The organism is Pseudomonas asplenii (genome assembly GCF_900105475.1).
Taxonomy (GTDB): Bacteria; Pseudomonadota; Gammaproteobacteria; order Pseudomonadales; family Pseudomonadaceae; genus Aquipseudomonas; species Aquipseudomonas asplenii.
Window position 1 is genome coordinate 1070359 of the sequence record NZ_LT629777.1, and the last position, 24963, is coordinate 1095321.

Genomic DNA, 24963 nt, shown 5'->3' on the forward strand with positions numbered 1-24963 from the left:
TTACTGGACCTCGACCGGAGCGCCCTGCAGGCGCTGCAAGGCTTCACTCACAGGCGTCGGCAACAGTTGGCGCAGACAGTTGTAGTGACCGAAACGGCAGGTGCGCTCAAAGCAGGGACTGCACTCCAGGCCCAGGCGGACGATTTCCACCTGGTCAGCCAGCGGCGGCGTGAAACCCGGCGATGTCGAGCCATAGACCGCCACCAGCGGGCGATTCAAGGCCGCAGCCACATGCATCAGCCCCGAGTCGTTGGACACCACCGAGTCGGCACAGGACAGCAGATCGATCGCCTCGGCCAGCGACGTGGCGCCACTGAGGTTCACCGCCTCTTCGCGCAGCCCGGGAATCAGCCGCTGACGGATATCCTCGCCTACCGCATGATCATTCTTCGAACCGAACAGCCAGACCTGCCAGCCCTCGCGGATCTTCATCTCGGCGACTTTCGCGTAATGCTCCGATGGCCAGCGCTTGGACTCGCCGAATTCGGCCCCTGGGCACAGGGCCAGCACGGGGCGATCGAGCGCCAGCTCGAACTTGCTCAATGCCGCCTCACGACTGGCCGGTTCAATCTGCAGGCGCGGACGCGGATAAGGCGTCGGCAATTCGGCACCCGGCTCGTAGGCCAGGGCCATGAACCGCTCGATCATCAGTGGATAACGTTCCTTGTCCAACTTGCGCACGTCATTGAGCAGACCGTAGCGGAACTCGCCGCGCCAGCCGGTACGCTTGGGGATGCCGGCAAAAAACGGCACCAGTGCCGACTTCAGCGAGTTGGGCAAGAGAATCGCCTGATCGTACTGGCCACTCAGGGATTTACCGATCCTGCGCCGGGTCGCCAGGTCGAGTACGCCGTGACCGAGTGGAAAGCTCAAGGCCGCACGAACTTCGGGCATGCGTTCGAGAATCGGGCGGCTCCACTCGGGAGCCAGCACATCGATCTCGCACTGCGGGTGGCGTTGTTTCAGGCACTGGAACAGTGTCTGAGCCATCACCATGTCACCGACCCAGCTGGGCCCAACGATGAGAATTTTCATAAATATTCCGGAAACGATCAGGGAGGCCTGTAGCCTCCCCGGTCTTTGCTCATGGCTGTCCCAGGTTCTGTACGAAACTGCCCTTGCAACGGGCTTCGTTCAGACCCTAGCTTAGTCCCAGCTCAGCCCAGATCCGCATCACGTCGCGCCGTTCCACCAGGAACTGGTCGCCACCGATGACGCCGGCCTCTTTCTGCAGGGCCTGGCGATGGGCAGCGGAACGGTAGGCCTTATAGGCCTCGCGAAGCAGGCCGGCGTCGGTCGCGGGGATCAACCCGGCCTGTTCCAGCCCCTCTAGAATGCGGATGTTATCCGTGTAACGCAGTAACGCCGGGTGCTCTTTCGACCAGGCCAAGGTCGCGTATTGCACCATAAATTCGATATCGACGATACCTCCGGCATCCTGCTTGAGGTCGAACGGCGCCGTCGTGTCGAAAGCATTGGCCGCTTTACCGGCTGCGGTCGCCTTGCTGCCGAGGTTGTCGCGCATCTTCGCGCGCATCTCGCTGACCTCCTGACGCAGCGTTGGCAGATCCCGCTCGCGCCCCAGCACCGCCGCCCGAACCCTCTCGAACGCCGTCCCGACGTCCTGGCAACCCACCAGCACCCGGGCACGGATCAGCGCCTGATGCTCCCAGGTCCAGGCCTCGCTCTGCTGATAACGCTCGAAGGCACCGAGGGAACTCACCAACAGCCCGGAAGCACCGGACGGCCGCAGGCGCATGTCCACCTCATAGAGCTGGCCGGAGTTGGTCTGGGTGGTCAGCAGGTGAATGATCCGCTGCCCCAGGCGGGTGAAGAACTGCGCCGTATCGATAGGCTTGGCCCCATCGGTCTCGGCATGCGGGTCGCCATCATGGATGAACACCAGGTCCAGGTCCGAACCGTGCCCCAATTCGATCCCGCCCACCTTGCCATAACCGACAATAATGAAGCCGGGATCGCACAAGGTGCCGTCGGCCCGCTGCGGCGAACCGTATTTACTCACGGTCTGACGCCAGGCCAGGGCCAGCACCTGCTCCAGGATCGCCTCGGCGAGCCAGGTCAGGTAGTCGCTGACCTTCATCAGCGGCAGGCTGCCGGAGATTTCCGAAGCCGCGACACGCAGCCGGTGCGCCAACTTGAAATTGCGCAAGGCCTCCATCTGCTGCTCGAGATCGTCCTCGGGAATCCGCGTCAGGCGCTCGCGCAACTCGGCCGCCAGCTCCGGCGCCAGCGGCGGCTTGAACAAACGACCTTCGTTGAGCAATTCGTCGAGCAGCATCGGGAAGCGGGTGATCTGTTCGGCAATCCACGGGCTGGCCGCGCATAACGTCAGCAACTGGCGCAGGGCACTGGGGTTTTCCGTGAGCAACACCAGGTAGGCCGAACGCCGGGCGACCGCTTCGACCAGCGGCAACACACGCTCCAGCACCAGGTCCGGATCGGCATGCTCGACCGCCTGGGCCAGCAGCCGCGGGATAAAGGCATCGAGACGCTCACGACCGAGCCGCTGCATCGCCCGCAACTGCGGGCTGGCACGCAATACCGCCAATTGCTTCAGCGCCTTGGGCGCGTCCTTGAAACCGGCTTCGTGCAACTGGCGACTGGCCGCCTCCTCGTCCTGGGCATCTTCCCACAAGGGTAACCACTCTCCCCCCACTGCGACCTGGCATTGCTCGCTCTCATCCTCGTCCGGATCGGCGATGACCTGGCGGAAATGCCAGTCGACCCGGCCACGCCAGTGCATCAGTTGCCCATGAAAGTCCGCCCAGTTGTCGAAGCCGAGCATGAAGGCGATACGCGCCTGATCCTTTTCGCCATCAGGCAGCATCTGGGTCTGGCGATCAGCAATTGCCTGGATCGCGTGTTCGGTATAACGCAGGAATTCATAGCCCGCGCGCAACTCGGCAACCACCGCCGAGGGCAGATAGCCCTGGCCATCAAGCGTTCCCAAAACCTTCAGCAACGGCCGCTGCTGCAGGCTCAGGTCGCGTCCACCGTGAATCAGCTGGAACGCCTGGGCGATGAACTCGACCTCGCGGATACCACCGGAACCCAGCTTGATATTCTCCGCCATGCCCTTGCGGCGTACTTCCTGCTGGATCAACTGCTTCATGGTGCGCAGCGCTTCAATCGCGGAAAAATCCAGGTAACGCCGGTAGACGAACGGCCGCAGCATGTCCAGCAACTGCGCGCCGGCCACCTGATCGCCGGCCACCACCCGTGCCTTGATCATCGCGTAGCGCTCCCAGTCGCGCCCCTGGTCCTGATAATACTGTTCCAGCGCGTTGAAACTCAGCACCAGCGCCCCCGCCGAACCATAGGGGCGCAGGCGCATGTCGACCCGGAAGACGAAACCATCGACGGTGATCGGATCCAGCGCCTTGATCAGCCGCTGCCCCAGGCGGATGAAGAACTCCTGGTTATCCAGCGGCCGCTTCACCCCGACGGTCTCGCCACCTTCCGGGTAGGCGAAGATCAGGTCGATGTCGGAGGACAGGTTCAACTCCACGGCACCGAGCTTGCCCATGCCGAGGATGACCATCTGCTGCGGCTCGCCACTGCGCCGACCGGTCGGTGTGCCGAACTGCTGGCAGTGCCGCTGGTACAGCCATTGATAGGCCTGGTCGATACTCGCATCGGCCATGTCGGAAAGATCGCGACAGGTCTGCACCAAATCTGCCTGGCGAGTCAGGTCGCGCCAGATGATTCGCACCTGCTGGCGATTGCGCTGACGGCGCAATACCCGTCCCAGCTCATCCTCGCTTTCGGCCTGCTGGACCACCGCAGCGATCTGTCCACACAGTTCCCCAGGCGCAAAGGCCCGGTCCAGGTCGCCGAACTGCGCCAGTTCCAGCAACATCAAAGGGTCACGAACCGCCTGTTCAATAAAAAAGTCGCTGGCGGCGCTGACCCGGGCGAAATCGGCCCAGCGCTCGGCTGACCAGCCGGCCAGACCATGGTCGTCATCCAGCGCGGCAACGGCGGCGCGGAACGACTGCTCGGCCCTGCTGGCAAAAGGCTGGAGAATAGCCGGCAAAACGGCCAGTGCAGGTAGGCTCATGGTCTATCCTTGATCGGCGAACGAGCAGCCGCTAACGGTGAGGAGGAGAGATACGTCCCGGAAAGGAGTGTCGAACAAAAGTTGGAAATAGCTGATAATCGGTTTTTTTTGGCAGCCAACATCAAGCGAGCACCCGAAAAGGTTTATTTTCGACCAACAATATCGATTATTCTCACACTGAAACAGAAAGTTTTCATACGCTGCTCTGTAGTTTTACTACTCGTCTATACATTCGAAAGGCTGAAATGACTGGCGATTTGTAGTAAAACTACAGGACCCCGGAACAACCTCCGGAACATCCAAGAATTTATGTCGTCTGCCCACAAGGCCAGTCGCAAACTCAGGCAACCGATTCTGGAAGCCTTTCCGCCCTGGAGCAAGCCATGCAAGACCTCGATCCCGTCGAAACCCAGGAATGGCTGGACGCCCTGGAATCGGTTCTCGACAAAGAAGGCGAAGACCGTGCTCACTACCTGATGACCCGTATGGGTGAACTCGCGACCCGCAGCGGCTCGCAACTGCCCTACGCCATCACCACGCCATATCGCAACACGATTCCCGTCACCCACGAAGCACGCATGCCTGGCGACCTGTTCATGGAACGCCGCATTCGCTCGTTGGTACGTTGGAACGCAATGGCCATGGTCATGCGCACGAACCTGAAAGATTCTGACCTGGGCGGTCACATCTCCAGCTTCGCCTCCAGCGCAACCCTGTACGACATCGGCTTCAACTACTTCTTCCAGGCCCCGACCGACGAACACGGCGGCGACCTCATCTACTTCCAGGGCCACACCTCGCCAGGCGTCTACGCCCGCGCGTTCATGGAAGGCCGCATTACCGAAGAACACATGAACAACTTCCGCCAGGAAGTCGACGGTCAGGGCCTGTCGTCCTACCCGCACCCTTGGCTGATGCCTGATTTCTGGCAGTTCCCGACCGTATCCATGGGGCTGGGCCCCATCCAGGCGATCTACCAGGCACGCTTCATGAAGTACCTGGAAGCCCGTGGTTTCATTCCGCAAGGCAAGCAGAAAGTCTGGTGCTTCCTGGGCGACGGCGAGTGCGACGAGCCGGAATCCCTCGGTGCCATTTCCCTGGCCGGCCGCGAGAAGCTGGACAACCTGATCTTCGTCATCAACTGCAACCTGCAGCGCCTCGACGGCCCGGTTCGCGGCAACGGCAAGATCATCCAGGAACTCGAAGGCGTGTTCCGTGGCGCCCAGTGGAACGTGACCAAAGTCATCTGGGGCCGTTTCTGGGACCCACTGCTGGCCAAGGACGTCGACGGTATCCTGCAACGTCGCATGGACGAAGTCATCGACGGCGAATACCAGAACTACAAGGCCAAGGACGGCGCGTTCGTCCGTGAGCACTTCTTCAACACGCCTGAACTCAAGGCGATGGTTGCCGATCTGTCCGACGACGAGATCTGGAAACTCAACCGTGGCGGCCACGACCCGTACAAGGTCTACGCGGCGTACCACGAAGCGGTCAACCACAAGGAACAACCGACCGTCATCCTGGCCAAGACCATCAAGGGTTACGGTACCGGTGCCGGCGAAGCGAAAAACACCGCGCACAACACCAAGAAAGTCGATGTCGACAGCCTGAAGCTGTTCCGCGATCGTTTCGACATTCCGGTCAAGGACGAAGACCTGGAGAACCTGCCGTTCTTCAAGCCTGAGCCGAACAGTGCCGAAGCCCGCTACCTGAGCGAGCGCCGTGCCGCACTGGGTGGTTTCGTGCCACAGCGCCGCGCCCAGAGCTTCAGCGTACCGACCCCGTCGCTCGATACCCTCAAGGCGATCCTCGACGGCTCGGGCGACCGTGAAATCTCCACCACCATGGCCTTCGTGCGGATCCTCGCGCAACTGGTCAAGGACAAGGAAATCGGCCCGCGCATTGTCCCGATCATCCCGGACGAAGCCCGTACCTTCGGTATGGAAGGCATGTTCCGTCAGTTGGGCATCTACTCCTCAGTCGGCCAGCTCTACGAGCCAGTCGATAAAGACCAGGTGATGTTCTACAAGGAAGACAAGAAGGGCCAGATCCTCGAAGAAGGCATCAACGAAGCGGGCGCCATGAGCTCCTTCATCGCTGCCGGTACTTCGTACTCCAGCCACAACCAGCCGATGCTGCCGTTCTACATCTTCTACTCGATGTTCGGCTTCCAGCGTATCGGCGACCTGGCCTGGGCTGCCGGCGACAGCCGTACCCGTGGTTTCCTGATCGGCGGTACCGCCGGCCGCACCACGCTGAACGGCGAAGGCCTGCAACACGAAGACGGTCACAGCCACATCCTGGCCGCCACCATCCCGAACTGCCGCACCTTCGATCCCACCTACGGCTACGAGCTGGCGGTGATCATCCAGGACGGCATGAAGAAGATGACCGAAGAACAACAGGACATCTTCTACTACATCACCGTGATGAACGAATCCTACCAGCAGCCAGCCATGCCGGCCGGTGTAGAGGACGGCATCATCAAGGGCATGTACCTGCTCGAGGAAGACACCAAGGAAGCGGCTCACCACGTGCAACTGATGGGCTCCGGCACCATCCTGCGCGAAGTGCGTGAAGCGGCGAAGATCCTGCGCGAGCAGTTCAACGTCGGCGCCGACGTATGGAGCGTCACCAGCTTCAACGAACTGCGTCGCGATGGCCTGGCCGTGGAACGCAGCAACCGTCTGCATCCTGGCCAGAAGCCGAAGCAGAGCTATGTCGAACAATGCCTGACCGGCCGCAAGGGTCCGGTGATTGCCTCCACCGACTACATGAAGCTGTTTGCTGAACAGATCCGCCAGTGGGTTCCTTCCAAGGAGTTCAAGGTCCTGGGTACCGACGGCTTCGGCCGCAGTGACAGCCGCAAGAAGCTGCGTCACTTCTTCGAAGTCGACCGTCATTTCGTGGTGTTGGCAGCCCTGGAAGCCTTGGCTGACCGTGGCGACATCGAACCTAAAGTGGTGGCCGAGGCCATTACCAAGTTCGGTATCGACCCGGAAAAACGCAACCCATTGGACTGCTGAGGAGACCCCCTGTGAGCGAACTCATTCGCGTACCTGACATCGGCAGCGGTGAAGGTGAAGTAATCGAACTGTTTGTGAAAGTCGGCGATCGTATCGAAGCCGACCAGAGCATCCTGACTCTGGAATCGGACAAGGCGAGCATGGAAGTGCCTGCACCGAAAGCCGGCGTCATCAAGAGCCTGAAAGTGAAACTGGGCGATCGCCTGAAAGAAGGCGACGAGCTGCTGGAACTGGAAGTCGAGGGCGCCGCTGCTGCGGCCCCTGCGGCGGCTCCCGCTCCTGCTGCTGCACCAGCTACCGCAGCGGCCGCACCAGCACCGGCGGCCGCTCCAAGCGCTGCCCCTGCTGCTGCCTCGGCGCAACAGGTGCACGTGCCGGACATCGGATCGTCAGGCAAGGCCCAGATCATCGAGATCTCGGTCAAGGTCGGCGACACCATCGAGGCCGATCAGTCGCTGATCACCCTCGAGTCCGACAAAGCCAGTATGGAAATCCCGTCGCCGGCTGCCGGCGTGGTGGAAAGCATCAACGTCAAGCTCAACGATGAAGTCGGCACCGGCGACCTGATCCTGGTCCTAAAGGTCGCAGGCGCTGCGCCTGCCGCTGCTTCAGCACCAGCTCCGGCCCAGGCCGCCGCGCCTGCCGCCGCTCCAGCGCCAGCAGCAGCCCCGGCTGCTCCGGTGGCCGACAGCGTGCAAGACATCCACGTGCCGGATATCGGTTCGTCGGGCAAGGCCAAGATCATCGAAGTCTCGGTCAAGGCCGGTGACACCGTCGAAGTCGACCAGTCGCTGATCACCCTGGAATCGGACAAGGCCAGCATGGAAATTCCATCGCCAGCCGCTGGCGTGGTGGAAAGCATTTCCATCAAGCTGGACGACGAAGTCGGTACCGGTGACCTGATCCTGAAACTCAAGGTCAAGGGCGCTGCACCGGCTGCCGCTCCAGCCCCGGCTGCTGCTCCGGCTGCGCCGGCCAAGACTGAGGCAGCACCCGCTGCCGCGCCTGCGCCTGTCGCTGCCCCGGCAGCCGCTCCGGCCGCTGCGGGTGCCAAGGTTCACGCCGGCCCGGCAGTACGCCAACTGGCCCGCGAATTCGGCGTCGAGCTGAGCGCGGTCAGCCCAAGCGGTCCGCACGGTCGCATCCTCAAGGAAGACGTGCAGGTCTACGTCAAGGCGATGATGCAGAAAGCCAAGGAAGCGCCAGCTGCAGGCGCAACCGGCGGTGCCGGTATTCCGCCGATCCCGGTCGTGGACTTCAGCCGTTTCGGCGAAATCGAAGAAGTGCCGATGACCCGCCTGATGCAGGCTGGCGCCGCCAACCTGCACCGCAGCTGGCTGAACGTGCCGCACGTGACCCAATTCGACTCGGCGGATATCACCGAGCTGGAAGCGTTCCGCGTCGCACAGAAAGCCGTGGCCGAGAAGGCCGGCGTCAAGCTGACTATCCTGCCACTGCTGCTCAAGTCCTGCGCACACCTGCTCAAGGAACTGCCGGACTTCAACAGCTCGCTGGCTCCGAGCGGCAAGGCGATCATTCGCAAGAAGTACGTCAACATCGGCTTTGCCGTCGACACCCCGGATGGCCTGCTGGTGCCGGTGATCAAGAACGTCGACCAGAAGAGTCTGCTGCAACTCGCCGCCGAAGCAGCTTCCCTGGCCGAGAAGGCCCGGACCAAGAAGCTCTCCGCTGATGACATGCAAGGTGCCTGCTTCACCATCTCCAGCCTCGGCCACATTGGCGGCACCGGCTTCACGCCGATCGTCAATGCGCCGGAAGTGGCGATCCTCGGCGTGTCCAAGGCAACCATCCAGCCGGTCTGGGATGGCAAGGCTTTCCAGCCGAAGCTGATGCTGCCGCTGTCGCTGTCCTACGATCACCGCGTGATCAACGGTGCCGCGGCTGCGCGCTTCACCAAGCGCCTGAGCGACCTGCTGGCGGATATCCGTACCATCCTGCTGTAATCGACCCTCCGGCCTCCTTCACCCAGGAGGCCGGAGCCGTCGTACCGTTTTCCGAGCCACGCTCGTACCTCAACCCCGCCCGATGGCGGGGCTTTTTTTTGCGCCCCCGCTGATGCGCGCAAACGCCCGATACAGAGCGTTAATCGCTGTCCGTCCATCGCCCCCGATTGAAGATTTCACACCGGCGGCCGATACATTGAAGGCACAGAGCCACTGTTCTGCTTGTCAGCCCGACCCGCTTAATGCAACCTTGCCCAACGCGCCAGAAAAGGGCCCCTCCCCTGTGCGTGATCAGTACTCTTGAAGCGAGCTCTCCATGAAAAGCCAACCCGATGTCGCCAATAGATTGGCGGCCGAGGTAGTGACTCAGTTACCGGTGCCGTCGCGCCTCGGTATGCTGCGTTTCGAGCGGCTTAATGAAGCAAGCTGGGCCTTGTTGTTCCTCGATCCCAACTGCGAGCGCCAGTTCGGCCTCCCAGCCATCGAGCTTTGCGCCCTGGTCGGCTCGCCCTATGCCAGCCTGATGGAGCCCGAGGCGCGCTACCTGCTGCATGACGCGATCCAGTTACAACTGGCCGAGAACCCGCATTATCTGGTGCGCTACACCCTGCACACCGCCCAGGGCCCATTGACCCTGCTGGAGATGGGTGAAGCCTACAAGCAGCACAATCGTCACCTGTTGCGCGGTTACCTGCTGGTCGTCGAAGGCCTGTTCGGCCTGGAGCCGCAACCGCCGCAACCGCCGCTCACCGATCTGGCCACCCAGAACAGTCGCCTGCAGATCGCCCTGGAACTCAACCAGCGCGCCCAGCTGGAGCAACTGCAGCACCTGGACCGGGTGCGCTCCCAGCAGGACCTGATCCTGCGCCTGGCCCGCCAACGCTATAGCGCGAACAACTCCTTGCAGGAAGCGGCCGAACTGATCACCCGCAGCGCCTGTGACATCTACCAGATCGACAGCGCCAGCATCTGGAACCTGGAGGGGCAGCGTCTGGTGCCGATCTCCGCCTACCATCGCGCCAGCCAGGAATACGTACTGCCGGACGTGATCGACGCCAGCAAGTTCCCCGACTATCTGGAAGCCTTGCACACCAGCCGCGCCATCGATGCCCATAACGCCATTCGCGACCCGCGCACCCGCGAGATGGCCGAAATCCTGCGGCCGCGCGACGTCAACGCCATGCTCGATGCCAGTATCCGTATCGATGGCCAGGTGGTGGGCGTGCTCTGCCTGGAACAGACCGGCCAGACCCGCGCCTGGCAGTCGGACGAAATCGCCTTTGCCGGCGAACTGGCCGATCAGTTCGCCCAGGTCATCAACAACCACAACCGACGCATCGCCACCAGCGCCCTGCACCTGTTCCAGCGAGCGGTCGAGCAGAGCGCCAACGCCTTCCTGCTGGTCAACTGCGACGGTGTGGTGGAATACGTCAACCCAAGCTTCGCCGCCATCACCCAATACAGCGCCGAAGAAGTCCACGGACAGAAGCTCTCCGAGCTGCCAGCCCTGGAGAACCTCAGCGAACTGCTGTTCGATGCGCCGTCGAGCCTGGCCCAGAGCAACAGCTGGCAAGGCGAATTCAAGAGCCGCCGCAAAAACCTCGAACCCTACTGGGGGCAGTTGTCGATCTCCAAGGTCTATGGTGACAACCGCGAGCTGACCCACTACATCGGCATCTACGAAGACATCACCCAGACCAAGCTCGCGCAGCAGCGCATCGAGCGCCTGGCCTACACCGACAACCTGACCAACCTGGGCAACCGCCCGGCGTTCATCCGCAACCTAGACGAGCGTTTCGCCCGCGACAGCGACTCGCCCATCAGCCTGCTGCTGGTGGATATCGACAATTTCAAGCGGATCAACGACAGCCTCGGCCACCAGACCGGCGACAAACTGCTGATCAGCCTGGCCCGGCGCCTGCGAAACAGCCTGAGTACGAGCGGCAGCCTGGCGCGCTTTGCCAGTAACGAGTTCGCCGTGCTGCTGGACGATACCAATCTGGAAGCCGGTCAACAGATCGCCAGCCAATTGCTGACCACCCTCGACAAACCCATGTTCGTCGACAACCAGCTGATCAGTGTCACCGGTTCCGTGGGCCTGGCCAGCGCCCCGTTGCACGGTCGCGATCCACAGACCCTGATGCGCAACGCCGGCCTGGCCCTGCACAAGGCCAAGGCCAACGGCAAGCACCAGGTCCAGGTCTTCACCGAGGCGCTGAACGCCGAGGCCAGCTACAAGCTGTTCGTCGAGAACAACCTGCGCCGTGCCCTGACCCAGAACGAGCTGGACGTGTTCTACCAGCCCAAGCTGTGCCTGCGCAGCGGCCGCCTGCTGGGGATGGAAGCGCTGCTGCGCTGGAATCACCCGGAAAAGGGCATGATCCGCCCGGACCAGTTCATCAGCGTCGCCGAGGAAACCGGCCTGATCATTCCGATCGGCAAGTGGATCGCCCGCCAGGCCTGCCGCATGAGCAAGGCCCTGACCGCACACGGCCTGGGCAAATTGCAGGTGGCGATCAATCTGTCGCCCAAACAGTTCTCCGACCCGGATCTGGTCGCCTCCCTCGCCAGTATCCTCAAGGAAGAACAGTTGCCACCTTCGCTGCTGGAACTCGAGCTGACCGAGGGCCTGCTGCTGGAAGCCACCGACGACACCCGCCTGCAGCTCGACCAGTTGAAAAAAATCGGCCTGACCCTGGCCATGGACGACTTCGGTACCGGCTACTCGTCCCTGAGCTACCTGAAGAAATTCCCGATCGACATCATCAAGATCGACCGCAGCTTCATTCATGAAATCCCGGACAACCAGGACGACATGGAAATCACCTCTGCGGTCATTGCCATGGCCCACAACCTGAAACTCAAGGTCGTGGCCGAAGGCATCGAAACCTCCGAACAATTGACCTTCCTGCGCCGCCACCGCTGCGACGTCGGCCAAGGCTACCTGTTCGACCGCCCGATCCCGGGAGCCGAGCTGATCCAGCAGCTCAAGCGCTATCCGCGTGGACCTTTGGCCTGACATCGCCGTAACACTCGGGCAAACTGTCGGTCTACTCAATCGCTACAGCTCACTTCAACCTGACTGAGAGGACTGCGACATGGTCTTGCGCTCGGAAATACTGGTGAACAAAAACGTGCTTCCCACCAAAGAACAAGCTCTGCCTGGCCGTGAAACCCCGATGACGGTTCCGGACAAACATTTCGTCAACGGCCACCCGCTGCTGGGCCCATTCCCCGGCAATGTGGAATTCGCGATCTTTGGCCTGGGTTGCTTCTGGGGCGCAGAGCGACGCTTCTGGCAGCGCGAGGGCGTGTACAGCACCTCGGTCGGATACGCTGGCGGCCTCACCCCGAACCCCACCTACGAAGAAGTCTGCTCTGGCCTGACCGGCCACAGCGAAGTGGTGCTGGTGGTCTACGAACCGGAAATCGTCAGCTACGAGCAATTGCTGGCGCAATTCTGGGAGTTGCACGATCCGACCCAGGGCATGCGCCAGGGTAACGACATCGGCACTCAGTACCGCTCGGTGATCTATGCCACCAAGCCGGAACAACTGGAAGCGGCGCGCAAGAGCGCCCAGGTGTTCCAGGCGGAACTGACCAAGGCCGGACTGGGCACCATCACTACGGAAATCGCCGAAGCACCGACCTACTACTACGCCGAGGCCTATCACCAGCAGTACCTGGCGAAGAACCCGGAAGGTTACTGCGGGATCCGTGGCACTGGCGTCAGCTGCCCGATCTGAGGAGCCGGCCGGCCCACTCGCCCCAGGAGTGGGCCTGTCAGCAACTCAGACCCCGCTCCTGGCGTTCACTCGGCAATCAGCCAATCCATCCGCCAGTCACCCTGGGTCTGCGCCAGCTTCTGCGCCAACCACGGCAGCAATTCGCGCAACTCCTCTTCCAGTCCCCATGGCGGATTGGCAATCGCCAGCCCCGAACCGTTCAGGCTCGCCGGCGTGTCCAGCGGATGCACCAGCAACTCCACCCGCAGCAACTTCGGTGCGCCGGTACCGGCAAGGTCCTGGTAGAAACGCTTCAACGCCCGCTGGTCCTTGATCGGATACCAGATCGCCGCCACCGTCTGGCGCATACGCCCGATGGTTTCCTTGAGCGAGGCAGCACAGCGCTGCATCTCATCCAATTGCTCGAACGGCGGATCGATCAGCATCACCGCGCGCTTTTCCGCCACCGGCAGCAAGGCCCGCGCCAGGTGCCAGCCCTCCCCCAGGTGCACCGCCACGCGCCGGTCACCCTTCATGTTGTCCTTGAGCAGCTTGCCGTCTTCCGGGTGCTTCTCGTTGATCAGCACGCGGTCCTGCTCACGCGTCAGGCGCCGCGCCAGCTCCGGCGAACCCGGGTAGTAGCGCAACTCGCCATCAGGGTTCATCTCGTGCAATACCCGCAGGTAATCGGCGGTCACGGCGGGCAGGTCCGGCTCGCCCCACAGACGGGCAATCCCCTCAAGGTATTCGCCAGTGCGACTGGCCTGATCGCCCTTGAGATCGTACAGGCCGATACCGGCATGGCTGTCGAGGTAGGCGAACGGCTGCTCCTTGCGCGCCATCAGGGCAATCAGGCGGGTCAGGACCAGGTGTTTCAGAACGTCGGCATGGTTGCCGGCGTGGAAGGCGTGACGGTAGTTCATGGCAACTCCTGCGAAGGAGGCGAAGTTTACCTTGTGCTCCCGCCGCCGTCAGGTCGCAACGTACAAGCGGCAGGGGCCAGCTCCGACAGACTCGCCAAGAGGCGGCGTGATAACGTCGCGCTCTCTCAATCGAAGGAGCCGACAAGATGACCACCCGCTACGCCAAAATCCTCCTGAGCCTGGCGCTCGCTGCCTTCGCCGTCATGGTCACCTTCAACAATATCAGCGACTACGGTTCCAACTTCGCCTTTGTCAGCCACGTTCTGAGCATGGACACCACCTTCGCGAGCAACACCGCGATGTACCGCGCGATCACCACGCCAAGCCTGTGGCACGCCGCCTACTGGCTGATCATCCTCGGCGAGGGACTGACCGGCGTGCTGCTGGCCTATGGCGCGCTATCGCTGTGGCGCGCGCGCAAGGCCGATGCCAGCAGCTTCGCCCGGGCGAAGAAAGGCGTCATCGCCGGGGCAACCCTGGGGCTGCTGGTGTGGTTCTTCGGCTTCATGGTGGTCGGCGGCGAATGGTTCCTGATGTGGCAATCGAAGATCTGGAACGGTCAGGAGGCCGCCTTCCGGTTCTACATGGCCCTGCTCGGCGTGCTGATCTTCGTCAATCAGGCTGACAACGAGCCGGCCCAACCCGAGTGACTTGCCGACCGTGCGCCAGTAGCGGACACTGGCGCACCGGTTTGCGGTCCGGGTTCGGGCATCACACCCGATGTCATTGGCGACTCAGACACACGAGACCATCAGGCGACCGCAACTGCCCGGCAGTGCTCAATTAATGGCATCTCACTGAGTCGAGACTTTATGAAAGACGCAACGATTGCGCTCCATCACGGTTTCAAATCGGACCCGACCACCAAGGCCGTGGCCGTGCCCATCTACCAGAACGTCGCCTTCGAATTCGACAACGCCCAGCACGGCGCCGACCTGTTCAACCTCGATGTTCCGGGCAACATCTACACCCGGATCATGAACCCCACCAACGACGTCCTCGAACAGCGCCTGGCCGCACTGGAAGGCGGTATCGCCGCATTGGCCGTATCGGCCGGCAGCGCAGCGATCCATTACGCGATCCAGACCCTGACCCGCGCCGGCGACAATATCGTTTCCACGCCACAGCTCTACGGCGGCACCTATACCCTGTTTGCCCATCTGCTGCCGAGTTTCGGCGTCGACGTGCGATTTGCCCGCGACGACTCCCCCGAGGCGGTCGCCGAACTGATCGACGAAAATACCCGACTGGTTTATTGCGAAAGTATCGGCAACCCGGCGGGCAACATCGTCGATATCGAGAGCTTTGCCCAGGTCGCCCATGCCCATGGCATACCGCTGATGGTCGACAACACCGTGGCGACACCGATTCTGTGCAAGCCGATCCTGTTCGGTGCCGACATCGTCGTGCACTCGGTCACCAAGTATGTCGGCGGCCACGGCAATGCCCTGGGCGGAGTGATCGTCGATGCCGGGACCTTCCCCTGGGCGGATCATCCGCAGAAGTTTGCCTGCCTCAATACTCCCGAGGCCGCTTACCACGGCGTGGTCTACACGGAGAAATTCGGCCCTGCGGCCTTCATCGCCCGCGCCCGGACCGTGCCACTGCGCAACACCGGCGCAGCACTCGCACCGATGAATGCCTTCCTGCTGCTGCAAGGCCTGGAAACCCTCGCCCTGCGCATGGAACGCCACACCGAAAATGCACTTGAGGTGGCGAAGTTTCTCAAGGCCCACGAACAAGTCGCCTGGGTCAGCTATGCCGGCCTGCCGGACCACCCGCATCATGAGCTGGCGCACAAATACATGAAGGGCAAGCCGTCGGCGATCCTCTCGTTCGGTCTCAAGGGCGGCTACGAAGCCGGGGTACGCTTCTACGATGCGCTGCAGATATTCAAGCGTCTGGTGAATATCGGCGATGCCAAGTCGCTGGCTTGCCACCCCGCCTCCACCACCCATCGACAAATGACCGAGGAGGAGCAGGCCAAGGCCGGCGTGAAACCGGAGATGATCCGCCTGTCGGTCGGCATCGAGGCCATCGAGGACCTGCTCGAAGACCTGCAACAGGCGCTGCAGGCCTGAAACGCAGCGGCCCGTCTCCTGGGAGACGGGCCGCCTGGTCAGCTACAGGGCTTGCCGCCCTGTCTCACGGATCAGTGTTCCAGGCGGAACTGCTTCTCTGCGGCCTCGAAACGCTGGAGCATCTGCGCCGAAGGCTTGCCCATCTTGCTGACCACATAGACCGCGATACTGGCGAAGATAAAGCCAGGGATGATTTCGTACAGCCCCAACAGATTGAAGTGTTTCCAGACGATCACGGTAATCGCCCCGACCAGGATGCCGGCCAAGGCGCCGTTGCGAGTCATGTCCTTCCAGATCACCGAGATCAGCACCACCGGACCGAAGGCGGCACCGAAACCGGCCCAGGCATAACTTACCAGCCCCAGCACCCGGTTTTCCGGATTGGCGGCCAGGGCAATAGCGATCACCGCAACCAGCAGCACCATGGCCCGGCCAACCCACACCAGCTCCAGTTGCGAAGCGGACTTGCGCAGGAAGGCCTTGTAGAAGTCCTCGGTCAGCGCACTGGAACACACCAGCAACTGACAGCTCAGGGTACTCATCACCGCCGCCAGGATCGCCGACAGCAAGACACCAGCCAGCCAGGGGTTGAACAGGATCTTCGCCAGCTCGATGAACACCCGCTCATGGTTTTCGCTGACCGGGCCCGCCACCTCGGGGTGCGCAGAGAAGTAGGCAATACCGAAGAAGCCCACCGCCACCGTGCCGCCCAGGCACAGGATCATCCAGGTCATGGAGATGCGTCGGGCATTGGCGATCGACTTGACCGAATCCGCCGCCATGAAACGCGCCAGGATATGCGGCTGGCCGAAGTAACCCAGCCCCCAGCCCATCAGCGAAATGATGCCGACAAAGGTGGTGTTGCGCAGCATGTCGAAATGCCCAGGATCCTTGGCCTCGATCGCCAGGAAGGTGGTATCGACACCGCCCGTGGCCAGCAGCACGATGATCGGCGTGAGAATCAAAGCGAAGATCATCAGCGTCGCCTGCACGGTATCCGTCCAGCTTACCGCCAGGAAACCACCGACGAAGGTGTAGGCAATGGTCGCTGCCGCACCAGCCCACAGCGCCGTGCTGTAGGACATGCCAAAGGTGCTTTCAAACAGGCGGGCACCGGCGACGATGCCCGAAGCGCAGTAGATAGTGAAGAACACCAGGATCACGATGGCCGCAATCACCCGCAGCAGGCCACTGCGGTCCTCGAAACGGCTGGAGAAATAGTCCGGCAGGGTCAGCGCGTCACCGTTGTGCTCGGTCTGCACACGCAGGCGGCCGGCGACGAACAGCCAGTTCAGATAGGCACCGACAATCAGCCCGATGGCGATCCAGCTCTCCGACAGGCCGGACATGTAGATCGCTCCCGGCAGCCCCATCAGCAGCCAGCCGCTCATGTCGGAAGCCCCCGCCGAAAGGGCAGTCACCACACTGCCCAGGCTACGACCACCCAGAATGTAGTCGGAAAGGTTATTGGTGGAGCGATAGGCCATCAGTCCGATCAGGACCATCGCAGCGATGTAGATCACGAAAGTGATCAGGGTTGGGTTACTTACGCTCATCAAAAAGCCCTGGCATTGTTTTTATTAAGCGGCGACCCGCGACCGACAAAACGACCATGTCTGTCAGACGGTTAAACGGATCGAGCATTCATGACCGGTGTTTTCCCAGGAAAATCACCAGCGGGTGCCTCTGCTCGCAGGCGGTTGCACCTTGGCCGAACATGCTATTCAACAATACGAGCGAGGCGCAACCTGTTTTACCCCCATAAGTTGCACCTGAACGCCTTTCCAATTGTTCCCACACGCGTTTACTTTCACCTACACCGTAACCCACTGACTTTGCAGGAAAAATCTTAAGACCCAATCAGCATCGAATGCGATTCAAAACATTTCCGCGTCGAAACCTGTTTATTTCCGATGAAAATAGGTTGCACCTGGTTGCACCTATCCCAGCCCAGCGCTAATCTCTCGGCCACCTGACGCCACGCGGTAGTGGCAACCATGAGGACAAGAAAAATGGCTACCACCACCCTTGGGGTCAAACTCGACGACACAACCCGCGAGCGCCTGAAGGCTGCGGCCCACTCGATTGACCGCACCCCGCACTGGCTGATCAAGCAGGCCATTTTCAATTACCTGGAAAAACTCGAAAGCGGTGCAACCCTGACTGAACTCAGCGGCCTGCCCCGTGGCGAAGCCGACGACGCTGGCGACGTTCAGGCCGAGCACAGCCACCAATGCTTCCTCGAATTCGCCGAGAGCATACTGCCGCAGTCGGTTCTGCGGGCCGCCATCACCGCCGCCTACCGTCGCCCCGAGCCGGAAGTGGTACCCATGCTGCTGGAGCAGGCCCGCCTGCCGGCAGCCACGGCCGAAGCCACCAACAAACTGGCGGCGAGCATCGCCGAGAAACTGCGCAACCAGAAAAGCGCTGGCGGTCGTGCAGGTATCGTCCAGGGTCTGCTGCAGGAATTCTCTCTGTCGTCCCAGGAAGGCGTGGCCCTGATGTGCCTGGCCGAAGCCCTGCTGCGCATTCCCGACAAGGGCACCCGCGACGCACTGATCCGCGACAAGATCAGCACTGGCAATTGGCAACCACACCTGGGCAACAGCCCGTCGCTGTTCGTCAACGCCGCCACCTGGGGCCTGCTGCTGACCGGTAAACTGGTCGCCACCCACAACGAAGCCGGCCTGACCTCGTCCCTGAGCCGCATAATCGGCAAGAGTGGCGAACCGATGATCCGCAAGGGCGTCGACATGGCCATGCGCCTGATGGGCGAGCAGTTCGTCACCGGCGAGACCATCGCCGAAGCCCTGGCCAACGCCAGCAAGTTCGAGTCCAAGGGTTTCCGCTACTCCTACGACATGCTCGGCGAAGCCGCACTGACCGAACACGACGCGCAGAAGTACCTGGCGTCCTACGAACAGGCGATCCACGCGATCGGCAAAGCTTCCCACGGCCGCGGCATCTATGAAGGCCCGGGCATCTCCATCAAGCTCTCGGCCCTGCACCCGCGCTACAGCCGCGCCCAGTACGAACGCGTCATGGACGAACTGTACCCGCGCCTGCTGTCACTGACCCTGTTGGCCAAGCAGTACGACATCGGCCTGAACATCGACGCCGAGGAAGCCGACCGCCTGGAGCTGTCCCTGGACCTGCTCGAACGCCTGTGCTTCGAACCGCAACTGAGCGGCTGGAACGGCATCGGCTTCGTGATCCAGGCCTACCAGAAGCGCTGCCCGTACGTGATCGACTACGTCATCGACCTGGCCCGCCGCAGCCGTCACCGCCTGATGATCCGCCTGGTCAAGGGCGCCTACTGGGACAGCGAGATCAAGCGCGCCCAGGTCGAGGGCCTGGAAGGCTATCCGGTGTATACCCGCAAGGTGTACACCGACGTGTCCTACATCGCCTGCGCACGCAAACTGCTCTCGGTACCGGAAGTCATCTACCCGCAGTTCGCTACCCACAACGCCCACACCTTGTCGGCGATCTACCATATCGCCGGGCAGAACTATTACCCCGGCCAATACGAGTTCCAGTGCCTGCACGGCATGGGCGAACCGCTCTACGAGCAGGTGGTGGGCAAGGTCGCCGAGGGCAAGCTGAACCGTCCGTGCCGCGTCTATGCGCCGGTCGGCACCCACGAAACCTTGCTGGCCTACCTGGTACGCCGCCTGCTGGAAAACGGCGCCAACACCTCGTTCGTCAACCGCATCGCCGACCAGTCCGTGTCCATTCAGGAACTGGTGGCCGACCCAGTCGCCAGCATCGAGCAGATGGCCCTGCAGGAAGGCGGCTTCGGCCTGCCACACCCGCGCATTCCGCTGCCGCGCGAGCTGTATGGCGCCGAGCGCGCCAACTCGGCAGGCATCGACATGGCCAACGAACACCGCCTGGCTTCGCTGTCCTGCGCCTTGCTGGCCACCGCCAACAACCCATGGAAAGCCGCACCGATGCTCGGCTGCGTCCCCAGTAACGAAACCCCGGCGCCGCTGCTGAACCCGTCGGATCAGCGCGATGTGGTCGGCCACGTTCAGGAAGCCAACAGCGAAGACGTCGATAACGCTATCCAATGCGCACTCAACGCCGCGCCGATCTGGCAGGCCACGCCGCCTGCCGAGCGCGCAGCGATTCTGGAGCGTGCCGCCGATCTGATGGAAAGCGAAATCCAGCCGCTAATGGGGCTGCTGGTCCGCGAAGCCGGCAAGACCTACGCCAACGCCATCGCCGAAGTCCGTGAAGCGGTGGACTTCCTGCGCTACTACGCGGTGCAGGCGCGCAATGACTTCACCAACGACGCTCACCGTCCGCTGGGCCCGGTGGTCTGCATCAGCCCGTGGAACTTCCCGCTGGCGATCTTCAGCGGCCAGGTCGCCGCTGCCCTGGCCGCCGGTAACCCGGTACTGGCCAAGCCGGCCGAACAGACCCCGCTGATCGCCGCCCAGGCCGTGCGTCTGCTGCTCGAAGCCGGCATTCCGGAAGGCGTGGTGCAACTGCTGCCGGGCCGCGGCGAAACCGTTGGCGCGCGCCTGGTCGGTGACGAGCGGGTCAAGGGGGTGATGTTCACCGGCTCCACCGAAGTGGCGCGCCTGCTGCAACGCAATGTCGCCGGGCGCCTGGACAACCAGGGCCGGCCGATCCCGCTGATCGCCGAAACCGGCGGGCAAAACGCGATGATCGTCGACTCCTCGGCACTGACCGAGCAGGTGGTGATCGATGTGGTCTCATCGGCCTTCGACAGTGCCGGCCAACGCTGCTCGGCGCTACGTGTGCTGTGCCTGCAGGAAGACTCTGCCGACCGCGTGATCGAAATGCTCAAGGGCGCCATGGCCGAATCGCGCCTGGGCAACCCGGAACGCCTGTCGGTGGATATCGGCCCGGTGATCGATGCCGAAGCCAAGGCCGGCATCGAGAAACACATCCAGGCCATGCGTGAAAAAGGTCGCAGCGTCTACCAGATGGCGATTGCCGATGGCGAGGAATGCAAGCGCGGCACCTTCGTGATGCCGACCTTGATCGAGCTGGAAAGCTTCGATGAACTCAAGCGCGAAATCTTCGGCCCGGTACTGCATGTGGTGCGCTACAAGCGCAAGGACATCGACAAGCTGATCAGTCAGATCAATGCCAGCGGCTACGGCCTGACCCTGGGCGTCCACACCCGGATCGACGAAACCATCGCCAAGGTGATCGACAACGTCAATGCCGGCAACGTCTACGTCAACCGCAACATCGTCGGTGCGGTGGTCGGCGTCCAACCGTTCGGCGGCGAGGGGCTGTCAGGGACCGGCCCGAAAGCTGGCGGCCCGCTGTACCTGTACCGCCTGCTGTCGACCCGGCCTGCCGATGCCATCGAGCAGTCCTTTGCCCGCAGCGATGCAGCCAATGCGCCGGACGTACGCCTGCGTGCCGCCATGGGCAAACCACTGACCGCCCTGCAAACCTGGGCGACCGCCAACCAGCAGGAAGACCTGGCCGAGCTCTGCGCCCGCTTCGCCACGCAATCGCAAAGCGGCATCACCCGCACGCTGGTCGGCCCGACCGGAGAGCGCAACAGCTATGCGATCCTGCCACGCGAACATGTGTTGTGCCTGGCGGAACTCGAAGCCGACCTGCTGACCCAACTCGCTGCGGTGCTGGCAGTGGGCAGCTCCGCACTGTGGCCGGAAGGCGAACCGGGCAAGGCCCTCTACGCACGCCTGCCAAAAGAAGTGCAGGCGCGTATCCAGCGGGTCGCCGACTGGCGCAAGGACGAAGTGATCTACGATGCGGTCCTGCATCACGGTCACTCCGATCAACTGCGCGCCGTGTGCCAGCAGGTAGCCAAGCGCAGCGGCGCGATCGTCGGCGTACAAGGCCTGTCCCAGGGTGAAACGGGCATTGCCCTGGAGCGCCTGGTGATCGAACGGGCACTGAGCGTCAACACCGCCGCAGCCGGCGGTAACGCCAGCCTGATGACCATCGGCTGATCGACCGCAAGGCCTGGCGCCCGCAACGGGCGCCAAGCCTTTTAGAAACCGAACCGGGGGCTGTATTCGACATGAAAGCCCTCGCCTCTCAACCATCCCTGCAGCGCCAGCAATTCCTCCCTGGATGACACCTGTCGAGGCTCGGGCGTTTGCCCGGTCAGGCGATTGCCGGGAAAAAAGAAGACCGGCTCATCCTGCGGATCGAAACCGGCCGAAAATGGATTGCCGGTCTCGTCGTTGTGCCAGACCAGATTGCCACCGGCATAGCCTGCGCTGCGAATCTGCTCGTTCAGCGCCTTGACGATCGTCGTACCGAAGCCATGGATATTACCCATGTCCTCATGCTCGCGTGCGCCCTCGAAAGCGGGACGCGGGGTGATCCACGGCATGGCACGACGCCGCTGTATCTCGGAAACATTTCCTACCAGCCTTGCAGGTACGTGCAATGGCCGCTGATTGTCGGCTTGCGCCTGGCGCGGATAAATCGCGAACAGATCGTAATCCGCAGTGATCGCCCGATCATCGCCCGGATTGCTCAGCACCTGAACCGGCCCGCCCTCATCAAAAACCCGCCCTTGCTCATCGATGCGGAACAGCGCGGACACCCCCGAGGGATACTCCGCCCGGTACGCTGAATCGACCTGCTTCATATGCCCGGTCTCCAGCAACTCGGCAATCCGCGCGCACGACAGGACCAGATTCACCGGCCGGGCGCCGCAGGCCAGCGCACGATCCAGGCTGCGCTGCTGGTCGCTCAGTTGTGTCGCGCCCACCTTCGAATAGGCAGGATTCAATGCAATGAAACCCGCCGTCGGGCCGGTCCCGCTGGATTTGGCCTTGACGTGAAAATTCTTCGAGGCAACGCCCTCATTGAGCAGGCTCGCACCCAGCGGATTGGGCGAGCGAAACGCGAGCACCACGCCATAACGGTCAGCCACGGACTGAATGGCTTCGCCATACAGCAGCCCACTCTTCACCCCCTCGACCGAGGGAAAAAGTGCCCGCGCGGGGGCCGTTGAATCTCTGCCCGGTACATTCGCAACCGAACTCAAAGAGTCAGCCAGTTCGGACTGCTGGACATTCTTCTCGGGCCCTGCATTGAGGAGCGAGACCTCCACCCCAAGCCCTCCGGCGGCCGTCAGTTGCATGAACACCTCCCACACTGAAGTTCGAAGGGAGACCTTGGCGGCAAACCATCCGCCTCGAATATCAGAAAAAACCCACACATACCCGAGCAGGTCCGACAGATATGAACCGCCGATCATGTCGCCGCTTTGGCCCTCCATCACCCAGATCAATCTTGCTAGGCATTGCCTATTCAGCCACCTAGACTCGATCCATCCCATCAAAGGTAGGCCGCCATGTCCGAGACGCTGCTCAGTTCCCGCAATCTGGCTTTCGAGCTTTACGAAGTGCTCGATGCCGAAGGCCTGACCCGCCGCGAGCGGTTTGCCGAGCATTCGCGGGAAACCTTCGATGCCGCCTTGGGCACTGCCCGTACCATTGCCGAAAAATTCTTCGCCCCCCACAACCGCAAGAACGATGAAAACGAGCCGCGTTATGAAAACGGCGAAGCCATCCTGATCCCGGAAGTCAAACCGGCGGTCGACGCCTTTCTCGAAGCCGGCTTTCTCAATGCCGCCCGCAGCTTCGATGACGGCGGCATGCAACTGCCCACGCTGCTGTCGCAGGCCTGCTTCGCGCACTTTCAGTCGGCCAACGCCGCCTCGACCTCTTATCCCTTCCTGACCATGGGCGCGGCCAACCTGATCGAGAGTTTCGGCAGCGACGAACAGAAGCGGCGTTTCCTGCAACCGATGATCGATGGGCGTTTCTTCGGCACCATGGCCCTGACCGAACCCCACGCCGGCTCGTCGCTGGCCGATATCCGTACCCGCGCCGAACCGGCAGCCGACGGCAGCTATCGCCTCAAGGGCAACAAGATCTTCATTTCCGGCGGCGATCACCCGCTGTCGGAAAACATCGTGCACATGGTTCTGGCCAAACTGCCGGACGCACCGCCCGGCGTGAAGGGCATCTCGCTGTTCATCGTGCCCAAGTTCCTGGTCAACGACGACGGCAGCCTCGGTCCGCGCAACGACGTCTTGCTGGCCGGACTGTTCCACAAGATGGGCTGGCGTGGCACCACCTCGACGGCACTGAACTTCGGCGATAACGGGAATTGCGTCGGCTATCTGGTAGGTAAACCCCACCATGGCCTCAGCTACATGTTCCAGATGATGAACGAGGCGCGCATTGGCGTCGGCATGGGCGCGGTCATGCTCGGTTACGCCGGCTACCTGTATTCCCTGGAGTATGCCCGCGAGCGTCCGCAGGGGCGCCTGCCCGACAGCAAGGACCCGAGCACCGCGCCGGTGGCGATCATCCAGCACGCCGACGTCAAGCGCATGCTGCTGACCCAGAAGGCCTATGTCGAAGGTGCCTTCGACCTGGGCTTGTACGCCGCCCGCCTGTTCGACGACACCACCACCCTGGAGTCGGTAGCCGAACGACAGCAAGCCCATGAATTGCTCGACCTGCTGACCCCGATCGTCAAATCCTGGCCCTCGGAGTTCTGCCTCAAGGCCAACGAGCTGGCGATCCAGATTCTCGGCGGTCACGGCTACACCCGTGAATATCCGGTGGAGCAATACTATCGCGACAACCGCCTGAACCCGATCCACGAAGGCACCCACGGCATCCAGTCGCTCGACCTGCTGGGGCGCAAGCTGGCGCAGAACGGCGGAGCTGGCCTCAAGCAACTGATCCGTCTGATCGCCGACACCGGCCAGCGCGCCGCCGCACACACCTCGCTGGATGCCTTGCGTGAGCCGCTGGAGCAACTGGTCGACCGCCTGCAGGAGGTGACCCTCGGCCTGCTGGGCGACCTGGCCCGGGGCAAGGTCGTCGACAGCCTGGCCAACTCGGCGCTGTACCTCAAGGCCTTTGGTCATACGGTCATCGGCTGGCGCTGGCTGGAACAGGCGGTGCGGGCCGAAGAAGGCCTGGCAAGGGGCAATGCCGCCGACCTGGCATTCTATAAAGGCAAGCTGCAGGCGGCACGCTACTTCCTGACCTGGGAAGTGCCTGGCTGCCATCATGAGCTGGCAATTCTGCAGGCGCGGGACGATACCTGCCTGTCGATGCGCGAGGAGTGGTTCTAAAGCTTTTGACAGCGGTACATTTCAACAGGT

The 24963-nt window shown here is 62.3% G+C and carries 13 protein-coding genes; 8 read left to right on the top strand and 5 right to left on the bottom strand.

Going from position 1 to position 24963, the window contains the following annotated elements:
* Together waaF and glnE are read right to left on the bottom strand one after the other, a co-directional pair.
* Positions 1-1035 (bottom strand): lipopolysaccharide heptosyltransferase II, encoded by a 1035-nt coding sequence (gene waaF, locus BLU37_RS04885; RefSeq protein WP_090202760.1) that lies wholly within the window; start codon positions 1033-1035, stop codon positions 1-3.
* Positions 1036-1141: 106 nt separating this feature from the next.
* Positions 1142-4081, bottom strand: a complete 2940-nt coding sequence (gene glnE, locus BLU37_RS04890) for a bifunctional [glutamate--ammonia ligase]-adenylyl-L-tyrosine phosphorylase/[glutamate--ammonia-ligase] adenylyltransferase (protein WP_090202763.1) — start codon at positions 4079-4081, stop codon at positions 1142-1144.
* A gap of 383 nt (positions 4082-4464) precedes the next feature.
* On the opposite strand from glnE, the gene aceE reads away from it, so the two are divergent.
* The 4 genes from aceE to msrA all read left to right on the top strand — a co-directional run bounded on the left by aceE (position 4465) and on the right by msrA (position 12820).
* Positions 4465-7110, top strand: coding sequence for a pyruvate dehydrogenase (acetyl-transferring), homodimeric type (aceE, locus tag BLU37_RS04895; RefSeq protein ID WP_010450375.1), 2646 nt, complete (start codon positions 4465-4467; stop codon positions 7108-7110).
* An 11-nt stretch (positions 7111-7121) separates the two neighbouring features.
* Entirely contained in the window at positions 7122-9074 is a 1953-nt protein-coding gene (gene aceF / locus BLU37_RS04900) for a dihydrolipoyllysine-residue acetyltransferase (protein ID WP_090202766.1), read from the top strand.
* A 316-nt stretch (positions 9075-9390) separates the two neighbouring features.
* Complete coding sequence (locus tag BLU37_RS04905) at positions 9391-12093, top strand: putative bifunctional diguanylate cyclase/phosphodiesterase (RefSeq protein ID WP_090202769.1); 2703 nt, start codon at positions 9391-9393, stop codon at positions 12091-12093.
* Positions 12094-12172: 79 nt separating this feature from the next.
* Positions 12173-12820: a peptide-methionine (S)-S-oxide reductase MsrA gene (msrA, locus tag BLU37_RS04910; protein ID WP_010453751.1), complete on the top strand. Its 648-nt coding sequence runs from the start codon at positions 12173-12175 to the stop codon at positions 12818-12820.
* A 65-nt stretch (positions 12821-12885) separates the two neighbouring features.
* On the opposite strand, the gene BLU37_RS04915 is transcribed toward msrA, so the two are convergent.
* Complete coding sequence (locus tag BLU37_RS04915; protein WP_010453750.1) at positions 12886-13722, bottom strand: 23S rRNA (adenine(2030)-N(6))-methyltransferase RlmJ; 837 nt, start codon at positions 13720-13722, stop codon at positions 12886-12888.
* Positions 13723-13868: 146 nt separating this feature from the next.
* On the opposite strand from BLU37_RS04915, the gene BLU37_RS04920 reads away from it, so the two are divergent.
* Both BLU37_RS04920 and BLU37_RS04925 read left to right on the top strand, forming a co-directional pair.
* On the top strand, positions 13869-14372 hold the full coding sequence (locus BLU37_RS04920; RefSeq protein WP_090202772.1) for a DUF2165 family protein: 504 nt from the start codon (positions 13869-13871) through the stop codon (positions 14370-14372).
* Positions 14373-14534: 162 nt separating this feature from the next.
* Positions 14535-15803, top strand: coding sequence for an O-acetylhomoserine aminocarboxypropyltransferase/cysteine synthase family protein (locus BLU37_RS04925; protein ID WP_090202775.1), 1269 nt, complete (start codon positions 14535-14537; stop codon positions 15801-15803).
* A 71-nt stretch (positions 15804-15874) separates the two neighbouring features.
* On the opposite strand, the gene putP is transcribed toward BLU37_RS04925, so the two are convergent.
* Complete coding sequence (gene putP, locus BLU37_RS04930) at positions 15875-17359, bottom strand: sodium/proline symporter PutP (protein ID WP_019360969.1); 1485 nt, start codon at positions 17357-17359, stop codon at positions 15875-15877.
* Positions 17360-17815: 456 nt separating this feature from the next.
* On the opposite strand from putP, the gene putA reads away from it, so the two are divergent.
* The gene (gene putA / locus BLU37_RS04935; protein ID WP_090202778.1) at positions 17816-21769 is read left to right on the top strand and encodes a trifunctional transcriptional regulator/proline dehydrogenase/L-glutamate gamma-semialdehyde dehydrogenase; all 3954 of its coding nucleotides are present in this window, start codon (positions 17816-17818) and stop codon (positions 21767-21769) included.
* 41 nt (positions 21770-21810) lie between these two features.
* Here putA and BLU37_RS04940 read toward each other — a convergent pair whose 3' ends face one another.
* Positions 21811-23055 carry a CyaA/EF/ExoY family adenylyl cyclase toxin gene (locus BLU37_RS04940; RefSeq protein ID WP_232000464.1) on the bottom strand — a complete coding sequence of 415 codons (1245 nt, stop codon included), beginning with the start codon at positions 23053-23055 and terminating at the stop codon, positions 21811-21813.
* A gap of 75 nt (positions 23056-23130) precedes the next feature.
* On the opposite strand from BLU37_RS04940, the gene BLU37_RS04945 reads away from it, so the two are divergent.
* Positions 23131-24933, top strand: coding sequence for an acyl-CoA dehydrogenase (locus tag BLU37_RS04945; protein WP_090202781.1), 1803 nt, complete (start codon positions 23131-23133; stop codon positions 24931-24933).
* The last annotated feature ends 30 nt before the right edge of the window (positions 24934-24963 follow it).

Excerpts from the sequence above, each read along its gene's own strand:
- BLU37_RS04925 (WP_090202775.1), top strand. The coding sequence starts at position 14,535 with ATGAAAGACGCAACGATTGCGCTCCATCACGGTTTCAAATCGGACCCG.
- putA (WP_090202778.1), top strand. The coding sequence starts at position 17,816 with ATGGCTACCACCACCCTTGGGGTCAAACTCGACGACACAACCCGCGAG.
- BLU37_RS04920 (WP_090202772.1), top strand. The coding sequence starts at position 13,869 with ATGACCACCCGCTACGCCAAAATCCTCCTGAGCCTGGCGCTCGCTGCC.
- putP (WP_019360969.1), bottom strand. The coding sequence starts at position 17,359 with ATGAGCGTAAGTAACCCAACCCTGATCACTTTCGTGATCTACATCGCT.
- aceE (WP_010450375.1), top strand. The coding sequence starts at position 4,465 with ATGCAAGACCTCGATCCCGTCGAAACCCAGGAATGGCTGGACGCCCTG.
- BLU37_RS04940 (WP_232000464.1), bottom strand. The coding sequence starts at position 23,055 with ATGGAGGGCCAAAGCGGCGACATGATCGGCGGTTCATATCTGTCGGAC.
- BLU37_RS04905 (WP_090202769.1), top strand. The coding sequence starts at position 9,391 with ATGAAAAGCCAACCCGATGTCGCCAATAGATTGGCGGCCGAGGTAGTG.
- msrA (WP_010453751.1), top strand. The coding sequence starts at position 12,173 with ATGGTCTTGCGCTCGGAAATACTGGTGAACAAAAACGTGCTTCCCACC.
- waaF (WP_090202760.1), bottom strand. The coding sequence starts at position 1,035 with ATGAAAATTCTCATCGTTGGGCCCAGCTGGGTCGGTGACATGGTGATG.
- BLU37_RS04945 (WP_090202781.1), top strand. The coding sequence starts at position 23,131 with ATGTCCGAGACGCTGCTCAGTTCCCGCAATCTGGCTTTCGAGCTTTAC.
- BLU37_RS04915 (WP_010453750.1), bottom strand. The coding sequence starts at position 13,722 with ATGAACTACCGTCACGCCTTCCACGCCGGCAACCATGCCGACGTTCTG.
- glnE (WP_090202763.1), bottom strand. The coding sequence starts at position 4,081 with ATGAGCCTACCTGCACTGGCCGTTTTGCCGGCTATTCTCCAGCCTTTT.